The organism is Amycolatopsis kentuckyensis, assembly GCF_002155975.1.
Lineage (GTDB): Bacteria > Actinomycetota > Actinomycetes > Mycobacteriales > Pseudonocardiaceae > Amycolatopsis > Amycolatopsis kentuckyensis.
Window position 1 is genome coordinate 1 of record NZ_MUMI01000072.1, and the last position, 13,875, is coordinate 13,875.

Annotated in this window: 14 protein-coding genes; 7 read left to right on the forward strand and 7 right to left on the reverse strand. The window is 73.3% G+C overall.

Annotation, left to right across the window (positions count from 1 at the left end):
- The coding region (locus CCN39_RS07565) for a LysR family transcriptional regulator (protein ID WP_143263978.1) at positions 1–92 on the reverse strand (92 nt) is incomplete at its 3' end.
- 84 nt (positions 93–176) lie between these two features.
- Here CCN39_RS07565 and CCN39_RS07570 point away from each other — a divergent pair.
- Entirely contained in the window at positions 177–1,103 is a 927-nt protein-coding gene (locus tag CCN39_RS07570) for an MBL fold metallo-hydrolase (RefSeq protein WP_086839728.1), read from the forward strand.
- Here CCN39_RS07570 and CCN39_RS07575 read toward each other — a convergent pair.
- The 5 genes from CCN39_RS07575 to CCN39_RS07595 form a co-directional block, all read right to left on the reverse strand.
- Positions 1,093–2,211 carry a glycosyltransferase 87 family protein gene (locus CCN39_RS07575; RefSeq protein WP_086839730.1) on the reverse strand — a complete coding sequence of 373 codons (1,119 nt, stop codon included), beginning with the start codon at positions 2,209–2,211 and terminating at the stop codon, positions 1,093–1,095. The two genes, CCN39_RS07570 and CCN39_RS07575, sit on opposite strands and share 11 nt — an antisense overlap.
- Before the next feature lie 102 nt (positions 2,212–2,313).
- The gene (locus CCN39_RS07580) at positions 2,314–2,979 is read right to left on the reverse strand and encodes a response regulator (protein WP_086839732.1); all 666 of its coding nucleotides are present in this window, start codon (positions 2,977–2,979) and stop codon (positions 2,314–2,316) included.
- Entirely contained in the window at positions 2,976–4,202 is a 1,227-nt protein-coding gene (locus CCN39_RS07585; RefSeq protein WP_086839734.1) for an ATP-binding protein, read from the reverse strand. The genes CCN39_RS07580 and CCN39_RS07585 overlap by 4 nt, the downstream gene beginning before the upstream one ends.
- Positions 4,203–4,571: 369 nt before the next feature.
- Positions 4,572–4,757 (reverse strand): DUF5302 domain-containing protein, encoded by a 186-nt coding sequence (locus tag CCN39_RS07590; protein ID WP_086839736.1) that lies wholly within the window; start codon positions 4,755–4,757, stop codon positions 4,572–4,574.
- Positions 4,758–4,839: 82 nt separating this feature from the next.
- Positions 4,840–5,796: a winged helix-turn-helix transcriptional regulator gene (locus tag CCN39_RS07595; protein ID WP_086839738.1), complete on the reverse strand. Its 957-nt coding sequence runs from the start codon at positions 5,794–5,796 to the stop codon at positions 4,840–4,842.
- Between the two features lie 127 nt (positions 5,797–5,923).
- On the opposite strand from CCN39_RS07595, the gene CCN39_RS07600 reads away from it, so the two are divergent.
- Genes CCN39_RS07600 through CCN39_RS07620 form a run of 5 tightly spaced genes read left to right on the forward strand, consistent with a single transcriptional unit; the run spans position 5,924 to position 11,786 of the window.
- Positions 5,924–7,396 carry a carotenoid oxygenase family protein gene (locus CCN39_RS07600; RefSeq protein ID WP_086839740.1) on the forward strand — a complete coding sequence of 491 codons (1,473 nt, stop codon included), beginning with the start codon at positions 5,924–5,926 and terminating at the stop codon, positions 7,394–7,396.
- On the forward strand, positions 7,393–9,084 hold the full coding sequence (locus CCN39_RS07605) for a class I adenylate-forming enzyme family protein (protein WP_086839741.1): 1,692 nt from the start codon (positions 7,393–7,395) through the stop codon (positions 9,082–9,084). The genes CCN39_RS07600 and CCN39_RS07605 overlap by 4 nt, the downstream gene beginning before the upstream one ends.
- Before the next feature lie 4 nt (positions 9,085–9,088).
- Positions 9,089–10,282 (forward strand): acetyl-CoA acetyltransferase, encoded by a 1,194-nt coding sequence (locus CCN39_RS07610; RefSeq protein WP_086839744.1) that lies wholly within the window; start codon positions 9,089–9,091, stop codon positions 10,280–10,282.
- Positions 10,279–11,262 (forward strand): LLM class F420-dependent oxidoreductase, encoded by a 984-nt coding sequence (locus CCN39_RS07615; RefSeq protein WP_086839746.1) that lies wholly within the window; start codon positions 10,279–10,281, stop codon positions 11,260–11,262. The genes CCN39_RS07610 and CCN39_RS07615 overlap by 4 nt, the downstream gene beginning before the upstream one ends.
- Positions 11,263–11,264: 2 nt before the next feature.
- Complete coding sequence (locus CCN39_RS07620) at positions 11,265–11,786, forward strand: pyridoxamine 5'-phosphate oxidase family protein (RefSeq protein WP_086839748.1); 522 nt, start codon at positions 11,265–11,267, stop codon at positions 11,784–11,786.
- On the opposite strand, the gene CCN39_RS07625 is transcribed toward CCN39_RS07620, so the two are convergent.
- The gene (locus CCN39_RS07625) at positions 11,776–12,621 is read right to left on the reverse strand and encodes an SGNH/GDSL hydrolase family protein (protein WP_086839749.1); all 846 of its coding nucleotides are present in this window, start codon (positions 12,619–12,621) and stop codon (positions 11,776–11,778) included. The genes CCN39_RS07620 and CCN39_RS07625 overlap by 11 nt on opposite strands.
- Positions 12,622–12,732: 111 nt before the next feature.
- Between CCN39_RS07625 and CCN39_RS07630 the strand changes: the two genes are divergently transcribed.
- A partial coding sequence (locus tag CCN39_RS07630) for a PucR family transcriptional regulator (RefSeq protein WP_086839751.1) occupies positions 12,733–13,875 on the forward strand: 1,143 nt, incomplete at its 3' end.

Genomic DNA, 13,875 nt, shown 5'->3' on the forward strand with positions numbered 1-13,875 from the left:
GGCTGCGCCATCCCGAGCCGTTCGGCGGCCCGGCCGAAGTGGAGTTCTTCGGCGACGACGAGGAAGTACCGCAGCGAGCGAAGGTGATCCACCCTGCGACGATAGCCGTTCACCTATCGAGAGGGCGTGGCGCCGATCTTGGACAGCGGGGCCCGGCTCGTGGTCGGGTGTCCGGTATGGACATGGGATTGAGCAGGCGCGGGCTGTTCGGCGCGGGCGCGGCGGCCGCGGCCATCCTCGCGGGCGCACCGGCCACCGCCCGCGCGGCTTCGGGAATGACCTTGCGCTGGTGGGGCAACAACGGCTGGGAGATCCGCATCGGGGCGAAGACGGTCCTCATCGACCCGTGGCCGACCCGGTTCAAGACGGGCACGTACACCCCGGCGGGCGCGGATCCCCGGACACCGCTCTCGGTGAACCGCGCGCTGATCGACGGCTACCTCGACCGGGGTTTCCTCCGGGCGGACCACATCCTGGTGACCCACGGCCACTACGACCACCTGAGCGACGTCCCGTACCTGGCGCAACGCACCGGAGCGACGGTCATCGGCACCGAGACGCATTTGAGTCTCATGGCGGCCATGGGTGCCCCGGAGGACCAGCTGGCGATCGCGACGGGCGGGGAAGACCTGACCTTCGACGGTTACGCGATCCGGGTCCTGCGCTCCCTGCATTCGGCCACCGGAACCCGGGCCCAGGTGGCGTTCCCGGGAACCCGGCCGCTGTCCCGCCGCGACCGGCCACGGGTGATTTCGGACCTGCTGGAGGGCGGCACGCTGGCGTACGTGGTTTCGGGCGGCGGCGCGAGCGTGCTCGACTTCGGGGGCTCGAACTACATCGAGTCCGAGCTGGCGGGGCTGCGGCCGGACGTGGTGCTGGTGCCGCCGGGCGGGGCGAAGGTCAGGGAGTACGTCCCCCGCTTGCTGCGCACCCTGGGCCACCCGCGGTACGTGGCGGCAACGCACTGGGACGACTTCGACCTGCCGCTGGGCCAGGCCCACGACCCCAACGGCGGGCTGGAAACCCTGCGCAACGCGGTGGCGGCGGCGAGCCCGGGCAGCCAGTTCGTGGTGCTCGACCACCTCGGCGAGTTCACACCGTAGTCCGGGCCGATCGGCGGCGGAGCACCTTCACGACGAGCGCCACGCCCGCGACCAGGGTGACCAGCAGGTAGGCGTTGCCGACGAGTGCCTGCCCGGCGGTCCAGGTCCGCTCCCGGCCCTGGCCGCCGGGCACCACCGCCACGGTCCAGCCGGTGAACACCGCCGCGACGAACAGTGCGGACCACCGCCGGCCGGCGGCGAGCAGGTACCCGAGCGCGGGCCCGACCCACACCCAGTGGTGCGTCCACGAAATCGGGCTCACCAGCAGCGCGCACCCGGCGGTGACCAGCAGCGCGCCGCGTTCGTCGCCCTCGCGGTACCGCCACCGGACGACGATCGCGGCGCCCGCCACGACCAGCGCCGCGAAGGCGAGCGGCCAGACCTGACCGGGCGCGGTCCGGGCGGCGAACCCCGCCCACGACTGGTTGCCCACCCAGCCCTTCATCTGCGCGAAGTGGTCGTTGAACAGGGCGGACGTCCAGTACCGGGCCGAGTCGGCCGGCAGCAGCACGGCGCCGAGCGCGGTGGCGCCGGCGAACGTGCCGAGCGCGCGGCCGGCATCGGCCCGGCGGCCGGTGAGCAACAGGTGGCCGACGAAGATCAGCGGAACCAGCTTGACCGCCGCGGCGAGTCCGATGAGGACTCCGCCGCTCGCCGAGCCGCGCCGCCGCAGCACGTCGGCGACGACGAGCGCCATCAGCACCAGGTTGAGCTGGCCCAGTCCGATGGTCTGCCACACCGGCTGCAGGCCGAACGCGGCGAGCAGCACCCCCGCGCCCGGTGCGTACGGGCGCAGGGCGACGGCCAGCGCGGGGGCGGCGGCCAGCGCCACCAGACCCCAGCACCACTGCACGGGCACCGCGGCGAACACGGTGAACAGCAGCGCCGCGAACGGCGGGTAGGTGAACGGCAGCTCGGGCGCCCAGCCGGGCAGGGCCGCCAGGTGCCCGTAGAGCGGTTCCCCGCGGAGCACGGCGATGCCCCCGGCGCGGTACACCGCGGAGTCGACGCCGAGCGGGCGGCCGAGCGCCCACCACGTCACCGCCACGAGCGCGAACACCGCGGTCGCCGTCAGCACCACGGTCCTGGTGCGCCGCTCGATCCCCATGGCCGCAACGGTGTCGGCTCGCGGGCGCCCGGTCGTCGGGCCGGAGTGCCGTCTTCCGGTGGCACCCGGGTAGGGCCACCGCCCCCGCGTGCTACCCCGGTATCACCGGCCGGGCACCACGATGCCCGCTTCGTAGGCGGCCACGACCGCCTGCGCCCGGTCCCGCGCGCCGAGCTTGCCGAACACGCGGCTGACGTGGGTTTTCGCGGTCTGTTCGGCGATCACCAGTGCGGCGGCGATCTCCGTGTTGGACAGTCCTTTCGCGACCAGGCGGAGGACTTCGGTCTCCCGCTCGGTCAGGTCCGCGATCCCGGAGCGGCCGCGGGAGCCGGGTTCGGCGGCCCGGCCGCGGACCGCGAACTCGCCGACGAGCCTGCGGGTGACCGACGGCGCGAACAAGGCGTTGCCCGCGGCGACCACCCGCACCGCCACGACCAGGTCGTCCAGCGGCGCGTCCTTGAGCAGGAACCCGCTGGCGCCCGCGCGCAGCGCGCCGTAGACGTACTCGTCGATGTCGAACGTCGTCAGCATCAGCACGCGGACGGCACCGCCCGCGCCGAGGATGCGGCGGGCGGCCTCCAGGCCGTCCATGCCGGGCATCCGGACGTCCAGCAGCACGACGTCGGGGGAGAGTTCCGCGCAGCGCGTCACCGCTTCGGCGCCGTCCGCGGCCTCGCCGGCCACCCGGATGTCGTCCTGGGCGTCGAGCACGGCGCGGAAACTCTGCCGGACCATGGTCTGGTCGTCGGCGATGAGCACGGAAATCACACGTCCTCCTCGTGGTCCAGCGGCAGGTCCGCGGTGACCTCGAACCCGCCGTCCGCCGTCGGCCCGGCGTCCAGCCTGCCACCGAGCATCGCGGCGCGCTCCCGCATGCCGAGCAGCCCGTGCCCGCTGGTCCCGGCCGCGCGCCCGGCACCGCCCGGGGCGTTGCGCACCGCCACCCGGACGGAACCGGTGCCGACCCGCAGGTCCACGTCGATGTCGGCCCCGGGTGCGTGCCGGACCGCGTTGCTCAGCGCCTCCTGCACGATCCGGTAGCCGGACAGCGCGACGCCGGCGGGCAGCGCGTCGAAGTCACCGTGCACCCGCACCGTGCAGGCGGTGCCGAGGGCACGCACCCGCTCCGCCAGCTCGGCGATCCGGGTGGCGTCCGGCTGCGGCGCGGTCGGCCCGCCGGTGCTCTCGGTGCGCAACACGCCGAGCAGCCGGCGCATCTCGACCATGCCTTCCCGCGCGGTCCCGGTCAGCTCGGCGAACTCGGTGCGCAGGTCGTCCGGCAGGCCGGGGAAGCGGTAGCGCGCGGAGTCGGTGCGCAGCGCGAGCACGGACATGTGGTGGGCGACCACGTCGTGCAGTTCCCGGGCGATGCGCGCGCGTTCCTCGAGGACGGCGGCCCTGGTCTCCTCCGCCGCCCGTCTCCGCTGCTGCTCGGCGCTTTCCCGTTCGGCGACCCGCCGCTGCCGCACCGCGTTGCCGGCGAGGAGCACCGCGGTCATCAGGGCCACCAGCAGCGCCAGGTCGCGCCAGTCCTCGACCCAGACGCCCATCGCCGCCGCCGAGACCACGCCGACCCCGACCAGGACGGCCTGCGCGTGGCCCGCGGCGACCAGGAACCAGACCAGCGCGGCCGTCAGCGCCAGGCCGGGTGACCACGGCCAGCCCCACAACCTCGGCATGGCCGGGTGCGCGGCCGGCGTGGCCGAGAGCAGCACGACGAGCAGCCGCCACGCCCACAGCGGCGAACGGACGGCGACGATCGCGGGCACCACGCTCGCCGCGGCCAGCCCGAGGGCGAGCGGGCTCCCGGCCGGCGCCCCCGGCGCGGTCTGCGCCGCCACGAACCCGCTCCAGAGCCCGATGCCCACGGTGGCGGCGGCCCGCAGCCGGGACAGGCCGGCCGACCGCGCCCGGACCTCGGGCCGCCCGCCGGCGTAGAGGACGTACCGCGTGACCCGCCACGCCTCGTCCCACCGCACGCGACCGGCCATCGGCCCACCCTAGGACGCTGGGGGCCACGGCGAGGGGGTGGTCTGCCTGGCCTGAAGGCACTCGCGCCGCCACGCCGGGCGGGCTACGGCGAAGGCCAGCGCGAGCACGGGTCCGTCACCCCGGGCGGGGTGCGGCATGGGCCAGCGCGAGCAAGCGTCGGTCAGCCCGGGTCGGGTACGGCATGGGCCAGCGAAAGCAAGCGTCGGTCAGCCCGGGCCGGGTACGGCAAGGCCAAGCGTGAGCAAGCGTCGGTCAGCCCGGGCCGGGTACGGCAAGGCCCAGCGTGAGCGCCGATCCGTCACCCCGGGCCGGGTACGGCGAAGGCCACCACGAACACTGTCCGTGGTGGCCTTCGGGAGCTCCGTTTCTCAGCCGCTCTTGCGGCGGAACGTGCGCTTGTTCGCCGCCGGGCCGTGGGCGTGCTGGTTCTTGCCGCCGGCGTTCTCGTGCGACGCGCCGCTGCGGGCGTGGGCCTGCTTGCGCTCCAGCGCCTCACGGAACTTGCGCTTGACGTCGTCCTCCTCGCCGCTGGGCGACGGGGTCGGTTCACTCATGCTTACCTCCGAAAACGACGACGTGTGACCGCTCCAGCCTGTCACCACTCCCACCTCTTGGCGAGCCGATTTCCGTCACCCTTCAGCGTTTGGGCGACGGCACCCCGCCGAACTGCACCGACTTGCGGGTCAGCGGGCGGCCGCAGTGGTCGCAGAGCAGCATCGGGCGCAGCCGCTCGCCGCACTCGACGTGGTGCAGCGTGATGTCCGGCTCCTGGCCCGCCACCTCGAACCCGCGCGACCACTCCGCGATGAACGCCAGCGCCGGGAAGAACGCCAGGCCCTTCGCCGTCATGCGGTAGTCGCGGGCGTCGGTGCGGGTCTTCGCCGTGCCGGTGCGCAGGACGCCGACCTCGACCAGCTTGCTCAGCCGGGCCGACAGCACGCTCGGCCCGATGCCCAGCTCCCGCTCGAACTCCGAGAAGTGCCGGCAGCCGAGCAGCGCCGAGACCAGCAGCCCGGTCGACCAGCGGTCGCCGAGCAGCTCCATCGTGTCGGGGAAGAACATCAGCGGGTCGCCGGCCAGGGATTCGGCGTCCTTGCGGCGGAAGCGCTTGGACGCCGTCGCCGCCGCGACGCCGGTGCTGTCCAGCCGTTCCGCGCGGACGTCGCGCGCGTCCACCCGGCGGCCGCAGGCGGCGCAGCCGAGGGGCGCTGATGTAGCCAGCTCGCAGTCGAGGTGGATCAGCGTCGGCAGCACCTCGCGGCGGCCTTCGACCCACTCGCGCTCCCAGGCCCAGATCGAAATCAGCAGCGGCCACAGCTCGAGGCCGCGCTCGGTGAGCCGGTACTCGTGCCGCGTGCGGCGCGCGTCCCGGTACGGCACCCGGGTGAGCATGCCCGCTTCGACCATGTCCCGCAGCCGTCCGGACAACGCCGTCGGCGAGATGCCCAAGCGGAGGCGCAGCTCTTCGTACCGCCGGAAGCGCAGGAACAGGCTCTGCAGGATGAGCAGCGTCCACTGGTCGCCGACCAGCTCGAGCGCCCGGCGGAGCGGATCTCCCGCCGGCCGGACGCGGTGTGCAGGCGCTTCGGTCACCCGTTCCCCCTCGTTACATGACGGCCTCAGCGTACACCTGACTACACCAAAAGAAGCCTATTGACACCTGGGTACACAAATCATAGTCTCATCCCCAACAGCCCGCCGCAGCCAGGGGAGCAGCCCGATGACCAGCACCTCCGAACAGCCGCTGATGGTGGCCCGGGCGGCGGACACCGGCGAGGCGAACCCCTACCTGCTCGGCGTCTACGCCCCGGTCGACACCGAGATCGACGCCGAAGACCTGCAGGTCATCGGCCAGATCCCGAAGGACCTCAACGGCGTCTACCTGCGCAACGGCCCGAACCCGCGGTTCGCCCCGGAAGGTCGCTACCACTGGTTCGACGGCGACGGCATGATCCACGCGGTCCACCTGGAGAACGGCAAGGCCCGCTACCGCAACCGCTGGATCCGCACGAAGGCCTTCGAAGCCGAGTCCGCCGCGGGCAAGGCGCTCTGGACCGGCGTCATGGAGAACCCGAAGGACAACCCCTTCGGCAACACCCACGGCCTGGGCCTCAAGGACAACGCCAACACCGACGTCGTCTTCCACCGCGGCCGGATCCTCGCCACCTGGTACCTGTGCGGCTCGCCGTACGCGGTCGACCCGCTGTCGCTGGAGACCCTCGGCGCCGACGACTTCCTCGGCACCCTGGCCGGCGACATGATGGCCCACCCGAAGGTCGACGAGACCACCGGCGAGCTGTTCTGGTTCGACTACGGCCCGCGCCCGCCGTACCTGCGCTACGGCGTGATCAGCGCGGACGGCCGCGTCGTGACCACCACCGACATCGCGCTGCCGGGCCCGCGCCTGCCGCACGACATGGCCATCACCGAGCACTACGCGGTGCTGATGGACCTGCCGCTGGTCCAGGACCTGACGGCGGCGAAGCAGGGGCGGCACAAGCTGCACTTCGACCGCTCGATGCCGAGCCGGTTCGGCGTCCTGCCACGCTACGGAGACGGTAGCCAGATCCGCTGGTTCGAAGCGAGCCCGTGCTACATCTACCACGTCGTCAACGCCTGGGAGCAGGGCGACGAGGTCGTCCTCGACGTCTGCCGCGTGCAGCGCCCGCAGCCGCGCGCCGACGCGCACACGCCGCTCGCGAAGATGCTGTCCTACCTGCGGCTGGACGCCCAGCTGCACCGCTACCGCTTCGACCTGCGGACCGGCGCGTGCCACGAGGCGCCGCTCGACGACGACAACACCGAGTTCCCGACCGTCGACGCCCGCGGCGTCGGACGGCGGAACCGGTACTCCTACGCGGTGCACATCTCGCCCGAGTCGACGCTGAAGTTCGACGGGCTGGTGCGCCACGACGATCTTGCCGGCACGAAGACCGAATACCGGTTCGGTCCCGGCCGGTGGGGCAGTGAGGCTCCGTTCGCACCCCGCGAAGGAGCACCCGTCGATTCGGCGGACGGGTATCTGGTGACGTTCGTGCAGGACGAGCGCGAGGGGCGCTCGGAACTGGACATCTTCGACGCCGCCGACCTCGCTGCCGGACCCGTGGCCAGGGTCCTGCTTCCCCAGCGTGTCCCGCTCGGTTTTCACGCGACCTGGGTCCGGGCGGACCAGCTGGAAAACCTCCGTTCATGAGATGCCATCGAGAGGGTCGCGCCCGGGACTTCCGGACGTGGGGATGGTGGAGTGCGGAGACGATCGACCAGCTCGTCAAGGAGCGGGTCAGTGCCGACCCGGAGGGTCTCGCGCTGGTCGATCCACCGAACACCACCGCACTGGTCGGACGCGACCCGGTGCGGTGGACCTGGAACCGGCTCGACGAACGCGTCGACGTCCTGGCCGCGTTCCTGCTCGCCGGAGGGGTGCGAGCAGGCGACGTCGTGGCCGTGCAGCTGCCGAACTGCTCGGCCCTGGTGCAGGCGTTCCTCGCGATCGTGCGGATCGGCGCGATCGTCACCCCGTTCCCGGTGTCCTACCGGGAACACGAACTCGGCCCCATGTGCCGGCGCACCGGGGCCGTCGGGGTGGTGACCGCATCCAGATACGGCGAGCACGAGCTCGCCGGGGCGGCCCTTGGGCTAATAGGCGCTTCGGCGCCGTCGGTCCGGTTCGTCGTCGCCTCGGGGGACGACGAACCGGCCGGCGCCCTGGCCTGGCCCGAAGCTCCCCTGTCCGAAGCGGAGAAATCCACTTTGGACTCGTACCGGACCGAAGCCGACGTCAACGACTGCGTGACCATCTGCTGGACGTCCGGCACCGAAGCCGAGCCGAAGGCCGTGCCGCGCTGCCACGGAGACTGGCTGGCGACGGCCGCCGGCTGCGTCCAGGCCGCCGGGATGACCCGCGACGACGTCCTGCTCTCGCCGTTCCCGATGACGAACATGGCCGGCATCGGCGGCATGTTCCTGCCGTGGCTGCTGACCGGCGCCGTGTTCGTCCCGCACCACCCGTTCGACCTGCCGGTGTTCCTGGGGCAGCTCGCCGCCGAGCGGGTGACGTACACGCTCGCGCCACCGGCGTTGCTGACCATGCTGCTGCACAACGAAGCTCTACTGTCCGGAGTGGACATTTCGGCCCTGCGGAAGATCGGGTCCGGCTCGGCGCCGCTCTCGCCGTGGCTGGTGCGCACCTGGGCCGAGCGGTACGGCATCGACATCATCAACTTCTTCGGCTCGAACGAGGGCACCGCGCTGCTGTCCGGTCCGGTGGACATCCCGGACCCGGACCAGCGCGCGACCTACTTCCCGAACTACGCCTCCGCCGCCACCTGGTCGACCCCGGTGGCCGACTGGACGTCGGTGCGGCTGCACGACCCGGTCACCGGCGAGCGGGTGACCGAACCCGGGCGGCCCGGCGAGCTGCACATCGCCGGGCCGACGGTGTTCGCCGGCTACCTCACTTCGGTGGGGGAACCGCTCGACACGTCGTCCTTCGACGCCGACGGGCACTTCCGCACCGGCGACGTCTTCGAGATCGACGGCGAGCGCGGGGAGTTCCTGCGGTACGTCGACCGGATGAAGGACCTCGTGATCCGCGGCGGAATGAACATCTCGCCCGCCGAAGTCGAGGGCCTGCTGGCCGGGCACCCGGACGTCGCCGACGTCGGCGTCGTCGGCGTGCCCGACGACGTCATGGGGGAGCGGGTGTGCGCGGTCGTCGTGCCGGGCTCGCGCAAGCCGTCGCTCGACGAGCTCGTCTCGTACCTGCGCGAGAAGAAGGTGGCCGCGTTCAAGCTGCCGGAACGGCTCGAGTACGCCGACGCCTTGCCCCGCAACCCGGTGGGGAAGATCCTGAAGCGGCAGCTGCGGGAGAGCCTGGGGTGAGGTCATGACGGTGTTCGTGCTGGGCGGGGCGCAGACCGACTTCGCGCGCAACTTCACCAAGGAAGGGCGCGGGCTCCTCGAGCTGTTCGCCGAGGTCGTGCCCGCGGCTCTCGCGGACGCCGGCGTTTCGGCCGGCGACGTCGGGGTCGCGCACGTCGGGAACCTCGCCGCCGAGCTGTTCACCGGCCAGGCCCAGCTCGGCGGCTTGCTCGTGGCCGCCGTCCCGGAGCTGGACGGGGTGCCGTCGACCCGGCACGAAGCCGCGTGCGCGTCCGGCAGCACCGCCGTCCTGGCCGCCTGCGCGGACCTCGAAGCGGGCCGCTACGACGTGGCGCTGGTCGTCGGCGTCGAGCTGATGCGCAACGTCGACGGGCAGCGCGCGGCCGAACACCTCGGGTCCGCCGCGTGGGCCGGGCACGAGGCCGTCGCCGCGAAGTTCCCGTGGCCCGCGCTGTTCGCGGACGTCGCTTCCGCGTACGACGCCCGGTACGGACTCGATCCGGGGCACCTGGGGTCGTTCGCCGAGCACGCCTTCACCCGGGCGGCGCTGAACCCCCTGGCCCAGGCCCGCGACTGGCGGTTTCCGGCCCGCGCGTTCGGGCCCGACGACGAGCTCAACCCGGTCATCGAAGGCCGCCTGCGCAAGCAGGACTGCGGCCGGATCACCGACGGCGCCGCGGCGGTGCTGCTGGCCTCGCCCGCCTTCGCCGAGCGGCTCGGCGGCGGGTTCCCGCGCATCGCGGGCTTCGGGCACCGCACCGCGCACATCGGCCTCGCGCCGAAGATCGCTTCCGGCGGCGAGTACCTGTTCCCGCACCTGCGCGGCGCCGTCACCGACGCCTACCGGCGAGCGGGCGTGCCCGGCCCCGAGGCGCTCGACGTCGTCGAACTGCACGACTGCTTCACCATCACCGGCCTGGTCGCGCTGGAGCACCTCGGCGCGGCCCCGCCCGGCGACGGCGGCCGGTTCATCGACGGCGGCGGGCTCGACGCGGCCGGGATCAACCCGGGTGGCGGCCTGATCGGCCTCGGCCACCCGGTCGGCGCGACCGGCGTCCGCATGCTGCGCGACGCGGCCCGGCAGGTCTCGGGCACGGCGGGCGAGACGCAGGTCGGGGGCGCGCGGACGGCGTTGACGCTGAACGTCGGCGGCTCGTTCACCACGGTGGTCACGATGATCGTGCAGGCCGCCGCATGAAGCTGTCGGTGTCGCTGGGGCTCTGGCAGGACCGGCCGCCGGAGGAGGCACTGGACACCGCTCGCGCGGCCGAGGCGGCGGGCTACCCGGAGCTGTGGATCGGCGAAATGGCGACGTGGGACGCCTTCGCGCTCGGCACGGCGATCGGCGCGGCCACCTCGAGGATTTCCCTGACTTTCGGGCCGCTGGCGGTGACCGTGCGGGACCCGGCGACGATCGCCGTGGGCGTCGCCTCGGTGGCCGCGCTGACCGGCCGGTCGACCGGGGTCGCTTTGGGGACGTCCAGCGACGTCGTGGTGCGCGGCTGGCACGGGCGTTCGCGCTCTCGGGCGGCCGTGGCGCTGGCGGAGTCCGCGGTGGCGGTCCGCCAGCTGCTGGCCGGCGAGAAGTCCACTGTGGACGGCTCGGTCGTCGGCTCGCAGGGGTACCGGCTGCGGCTGGCCGCCCCGAAGTCGCCGTTGACGATCGCCGCGTTCGGGCCGCGGGCGCTCGACGTCGCCGCCCGGCACGCCGACCGGATGGTGATCAACCTCGTCAGCCCGGCGGCCGCGGCGACGCTGGTGCGCGGGCTCCACACCGCTGCTGAGCGGGCCGGAACCACTCCGCCGCCGGTGGCCGCGTGGGTGGTCGCCGCGGCCGACCCGGGTCCGGCCGAACTGGAGCAGCTCCGCCGGGGTGTCGTCGGCTACCTCGCCGCGCCGGGCTACGCGGACATGTTCCGCGCGGCGGGCTTCGGCGACCTCATCGACTTCGCGCGCACCCGGCCGCACCCGCGTGAGCTGCTGGCCGCGGTGCCCGCCGAGGCGATCGCCGTGATCGGGTTGCTCGGCTCCCGGGACGAGCTCGCGGCGAAGATCGGCTCGTATGCGGCGGCCGGGGTCGACGAGCTGGCGATCGTGCCCGCGGCCAGCGACGACGACCCCGGTGGCGCGAAAACTCTCGCCGCGTGTCGATCCGCCGTCGTCCCGTTCGACGCGTAGGCATGACTGAAGCCGGTGAAACCCAGAACCTCGACCGAACCGGGTCCGCGGCGGCGCTGCCGTGGAGCAGGGCGCGCGATCTCCTCGCCACCCAGACCCCCAAGGAAGACCTGACCTTCTTCGTCGGCACCGTCCGCCCCGACGGACGGCCGCACGCCGCCGGTGTCGGGGCCATCTGGGTGGACGACACGCTCTACTTCGTGAGCGGGCCGGGCACGCGCCGGGCCCGCAACCTGGCGGCGAACCCGGCGTGCAGCGTGTCGGTGCGGCTGCGCGGCCTCGACCTCACGATGGAGGGCGAGGCCCACCGGGTCGCCGAGCCGGCGACGCTGGAGCGGGTGGCGGCCGTCTACCGCGAGGGCGGCTGGCCCGCGACCGTGGAGGACGGCGGGTTCAACGCGCCGTTCATGGCGGCGAGCGCCGGTCCGGCGCCGTGGCACCTGTACCGGCTCACCCTGCACCGGGCCATCGGCGTCGCCACCGCCGAGCCCCACGGCGCCACCCGCTGGGACTTCACCCGCTGATCGCCGTGGCGACCAGCCGGCCGATGGCGGCCATGCCGTCGGCGTTCGGGTGCATCGGCGCGGCGACCGACGTCGGCAGCACGCCCTCGAACCACTTCACGCCTGGCAGCTTGCAGACGTCGTGGCCGATCGAGGCCGTCCGGACGTCGACGTAGTGCGCGCCGTGCGCGGCGGCCTGCCGGGCGAGGGCCGCGTTGGTCTTGTCGATGCTGCCCTGGATGTAGTTCGCGTCGCGCGGGGTCAGTGGCGCGATCGGCCAGCAGCCGTTGCGCGGCAGGTAGGTGCCGTACCCGGCCACGAAGACGTCGGCGTCCGGCGCCTTCGCGTGGATCGCGTCCAGCAGCTCGCCCCACACCGGCTCGAATGCGGCGATCTTCTCGGCCAGCTGGTCGTGGCCGCCGGCGGTGAACCGGTCGACGCAGTCGGGGGTGATGCCGGGCAGCAGGTTGATGCAGCTCGTCGCGGCGCCGACCAGGCCGATGTCGTTGCCGCCGATCGTCACGGTCACCGTCCGGGTCTGCTCGCCCAGCGCGTCCAGCTGGGGCGGCACCGCGCCGGACGAGGTCTGCTGCGGGGCGGTCATGTCCGCCGTCGTCGCGCCGGAGCAGGTGACGTCCTTCAGCGGCACGCCGAGTTCCTTCGCGGCGACGTGCGGGTAGTCGGCCAGCGACCGGAGGCAGCCGGGGGAGGAGAGGTCGGGCGGCAGGATCAGCGGCCCGGCCGCCGCGGAATCCCCCAGTGCCACGTACTCGCCGGCGCTGCCCGCGGCCGCCGTGCCTGCTGTCGCGCCCGTCAGCGTGGTGACCATGATCGCGATGAACACCGTCGTTCTCACTCGCACACCGTCCTCCTTGACGTTGTGTCGACTGTTGGTCTCCGTGACACCATCGGCACCGGGCGTCACGGGATTGACTGGGAATCCGGGCAGAGAACGAGGAGATCGGTTGTGACCGAGCACAAGTGCGGCGGGGACCTCACCCTCGGCGGGCAGCGCGTGCACGAGCGGCTCACCCGGGAGGAGCCCGAGCTGATCGCCCGGGTGCTCGCGCGGATCCAGGCCGAGGTGGCGGACTACCGGCGGCTGCCGGTGGAGGAACTGGCCGGCGACATCGCGGGCATCACGCGGCAGGCGGTGCGGGCGTTCGCGCGCAGCCTGCGCGAGGACCGCGAGCTCAACGCGGCCGAGCTGCGGCAGGTCGGCGCGTCCGCGGTCCGGCGGGCGGAGGAAGGCTTCCCGCTGGAGGCGGTGCTGACCGCGTACCACGTCGGCGCGCGGGAGATCTTCGCCGTCGGCTCCGCTTCGTCGGGCAGTGCGGACGTCGCCGACCTTCTCGAGGTCGCGGACCGGGTGCTGGCGTTCGTCGGCACGGTCACCGGCGCGGTGACCCGCGGCTACCTGGAGGAGCTGCGGACGAAGGTCGGGCAGGAGCACACCGCGCGCCGGACGCTGCTGTCGGTGCTCGTCGACGGCGGCCCGGTCGACGTCGTCGCCCGCAGCGCCGGGATCACGCTGCCGGCGCGGTACGTGGTGCTGAGCGTCGAACTCGGGCCGCACGCGGACGAGGGGTCGCCGGGGGTGGACGCCGAGATCGCGGTCCGCCGCAAGCTCCGCCGGTTCCTGGCGGCGTTCGAAGGGATTTGCGGCGACGGGGTGCTCGCGTCACTGGACGGTCCCGGCGGGCTCGTCCTGCTCCCGTCGTCCGACCGGCTTTCGGATGGGCACGCGGTCCTGGACGCGGCCGGGCGCGCGGCGGGGGTCACCGTGCTGGCGGCGGCGGAGACGGCGGCGCCCGCGGAGGTCCGGGAGGTGGCGGCGCAGACCGCCGAGGTGCTGGACGTGCTGCGCTGGTTCGGCCGCGCGCCGGGCCTGTACCGCCTCGACGACGTCCTGGTCGAGTTCCAGCTGACCCGCCCGGGAGTGGCCCGCGACCGCCTCGCGGCGGCGCTCGACCCCCTGGCCGCGCACCCGGAGCTGGTCGAGACGCTGGACGCGTACCTCCGGCTGGACACGAACCGCCGCCGCACGGCGGCCCAGCTCCACGTCCACCCCAACACGGTCGACTACCGCCTCCGCCGCGTCCGCGACCTC

Excerpts from the sequence above, each read along its gene's own strand:
- CCN39_RS07575 (WP_086839730.1), bottom strand. The coding sequence starts at position 2,211 with ATGGGGATCGAGCGGCGCACCAGGACCGTGGTGCTGACGGCGACCGCG.
- CCN39_RS07605 (WP_086839741.1), top strand. The coding sequence starts at position 7,393 with ATGAGATGCCATCGAGAGGGTCGCGCCCGGGACTTCCGGACGTGGGGA.
- CCN39_RS07600 (WP_086839740.1), top strand. The coding sequence starts at position 5,924 with ATGACCAGCACCTCCGAACAGCCGCTGATGGTGGCCCGGGCGGCGGAC.
- CCN39_RS07615 (WP_086839746.1), top strand. The coding sequence starts at position 10,279 with ATGAAGCTGTCGGTGTCGCTGGGGCTCTGGCAGGACCGGCCGCCGGAG.
- CCN39_RS07610 (WP_086839744.1), top strand. The coding sequence starts at position 9,089 with ATGACGGTGTTCGTGCTGGGCGGGGCGCAGACCGACTTCGCGCGCAAC.
- CCN39_RS07620 (WP_086839748.1), top strand. The coding sequence starts at position 11,265 with ATGACTGAAGCCGGTGAAACCCAGAACCTCGACCGAACCGGGTCCGCG.
- CCN39_RS07585 (WP_086839734.1), bottom strand. The coding sequence starts at position 4,202 with ATGGCCGGTCGCGTGCGGTGGGACGAGGCGTGGCGGGTCACGCGGTAC.
- CCN39_RS07590 (WP_086839736.1), bottom strand. The coding sequence starts at position 4,757 with ATGAGTGAACCGACCCCGTCGCCCAGCGGCGAGGAGGACGACGTCAAG.
- CCN39_RS07570 (WP_086839728.1), top strand. The coding sequence starts at position 177 with ATGGACATGGGATTGAGCAGGCGCGGGCTGTTCGGCGCGGGCGCGGCG.